Source organism: Mesorhizobium sp. M4A.F.Ca.ET.050.02.1.1 (genome assembly GCF_003997725.1).
Classification (GTDB): Bacteria; Pseudomonadota; Alphaproteobacteria; order Rhizobiales; family Rhizobiaceae; genus Mesorhizobium.
Map to the genome: position 1 here is coordinate 1 of NZ_RZSG01000830.1, position 2,526 is coordinate 2,526.

At 65.1% G+C, this 2,526-nt stretch carries 1 protein-coding gene; it reads left to right on the plus strand.

Going from position 1 to position 2,526, the window contains the following annotated elements; genetic code table 11:
• A partial coding sequence (topA, locus tag EOA33_RS31850) for a type I DNA topoisomerase (RefSeq protein ID WP_127407431.1) occupies nt 1–2,460 on the plus strand: 2,460 nt, incomplete at its 5' end.
• Nucleotides 2,461–2,526: the final 66 nt, after the last annotated feature.

The window sequence follows — 2,526 nt, forward strand, 5'->3', positions numbered from 1 at the left end:
GCCAAGGATGGCTCGGTGCGCCCGGACGAGGATTTCGCCATGTCCTGGTCGGTCGACACCGCTTCCGGCAAGCGGCTCGCCGACATCGCCAAGGCGGTCAAGGACGCCGACGGCCTGATCCTCGCCACCGACCCGGACCGCGAGGGCGAGGCGATTTCCTGGCATGTGCTGGAAGTGCTGAAGCAGAAGCGCGCGCTGAAGGACAAGCCGGTGAGCCGCGTCGTCTTCAATGCCATCACCAAGGCCTCGGTGCTGGATGCGATGGCCAATCCGCGCCAGATCGACGCGCCGTTGGTCGATGCCTATCTCGCGCGCCGTGCGCTCGACTATCTGGTCGGCTTCACGTTGTCGCCGGTGCTGTGGCGCAAGCTACCCGGCGCCCGCTCGGCCGGCCGTGTGCAGTCGGTGGCGCTGCGCCTGGTCTGCGACCGCGAATTGGAGATCGAGCGCTTCATCCGCGAGGAATACTGGCAGATCGCGGCCATCCTCAACACGCCGCGCAACGACAGTTTCGAGGCGCGGCTGACCGCCTTTGCCGGCAAGAAGCTGCAAAAACTCGACATCGCCAACAAGGCGCAGGCCGACGACATCAAGGCGATGCTGGAAGGGGCAAGCTTCAAGGCGCTGTCGGTCGAAGCCAAGCCCACCAAGCGCAATCCGGGCCCGCCCTTCACTACCTCGACGCTGCAGCAGGCCGCATCATCGGGCCTCGGCTTTTCGGCCACCCGCACCATGCAGGTCGCGCAGCGGCTCTATGAGGGCATGGACATCGGCGGCGAGACCGCCGGCCTGATCACCTATATGCGAACCGACGGCGTGCAGATGGCGCCGGAGGCGATCGACGCCGCCCGCGATGCCATCGTCAGCGAATTCGGTCAGAAATACCTGCCGGAAAAGCCGCGCTTCTACACGACCAAGGCCAAGAATGCCCAAGAAGCGCACGAAGCGATCCGCCCAACCGATTTCAAGCGCACGCCGGCATCTGTGCGGCAATATCTCGATGCCGACCAGGCCCGGCTGTACGAACTGATCTGGAAGCGCGCCATCGCCAGCCAGATGCAGCCGGCCGAGATCGAGCGCACCACGGTCGAGATCGAGGCGGTCAACGGCGCCCGCACCGCCGAGCTTCGCGCCGTCGGTTCGGTCATTCGCTTCGACGGCTTCATCGCCGCCTATACCGACCAGAAGGACGAGGATGCGGAGGACGAGGAAAGCCGCCGCCTGCCCGAGATCCGCGCCGGCGAGCAGCTCGCCCGCCAGGCGATCAACGCCACCCAGCACACCACCGAGCCGCCGCCGCGCTATTCCGAAGCATCGCTGATCAAGAAGCTGGAAGAGCTCGGCATTGGCCGCCCGTCGACCTATACGGCGATCCTGAAGACGCTGGAAGATCGCGACTACGTCACCATCGACCGCCGCAAGCTGGTGCCGCAGGCCAAGGGCCGTCTGCTGTCGGCCTTCCTCGAAAGCTTCTTCGAGCGCTATGTCGAATATGATTTCACCGCTTCGCTTGAGGAAAAGCTCGACGAGATTTCCGACGGCAAGCTCGCCTGGAAGGACGTGCTGCGCGATTTCTGGAAGGATTTTTCCGGCGCAGTCGACGACATCAAGGAACTCCGCGTCACCGACGTGCTCGATGCGCTCAACGACGAACTGGCGCCGCTGGTGTTTCCTGCGCGGGAGGACGGCTCAAATCCGCGCATCTGCCCGAAATGCGGCACCGGCAACCTGTCGCTGAAGCTTGGCAAGTTCGGCGCCTTTGTCGGCTGCTCGAACTATCCCGAATGCTCCTTCACTCGCCAGCTCGGCGACGCCGCCAATCCCAATGGCGAGAACGGCAATGGCGAGGATGGTACAAGGCTGCTCGGCAAGGACCCCTACACAGCCGAGGAAATCACGCTGCGCAGCGGCCGCTTCGGCCCCTATATCCAGCGCGGAGAAGGCAAGGAGGCCAAGCGCTCCAGCCTGCCCAAGGGCTGGACGGCCGAGCAGATCGACCATGAGAAGGCGCTGGCGCTGCTGGCGCTGCCGCGCGACGTCGGCAAGCACCCGGAATCCGGCAAGATGATTTCGGCTGGCCTCGGACGCTACGGCCCATTCGTTCTGCACGACGGCACCTATGCCAATCTCGACAGCATCGAGGACGTGTTCTCGATCGGCCTCAACCGTGCCGTGTCGGTGATCGCGGAGAAGCAGCTGAAGGGCAAGGGCGGCCGCAATGGCGCCACGCCCGCGGCGATCAAGGACCTCGGCGACCACCCCGACGGCGGCGGCAAGATCGTCGTGCGCGACGGCAAATACGGGCCCTATGTCAACTACGGCAAGGTCAATGCGACGCTGCCCAAGGGCAAGGATCCACAGTCGGTGACGGTCGAGGACGCGCTGGCGCTGATCGCCGAAAAAGAGGCCAAGGGCGGTGGCGGCAAGAAGCCGTTCCGCAAGGCGGCGAAAAAGGGATAGCAGGCGTGGCGCGCAGGATCTCCGGACGAAGCCACGGCGATCCGCGCACCGCCGACACGAGGGCCA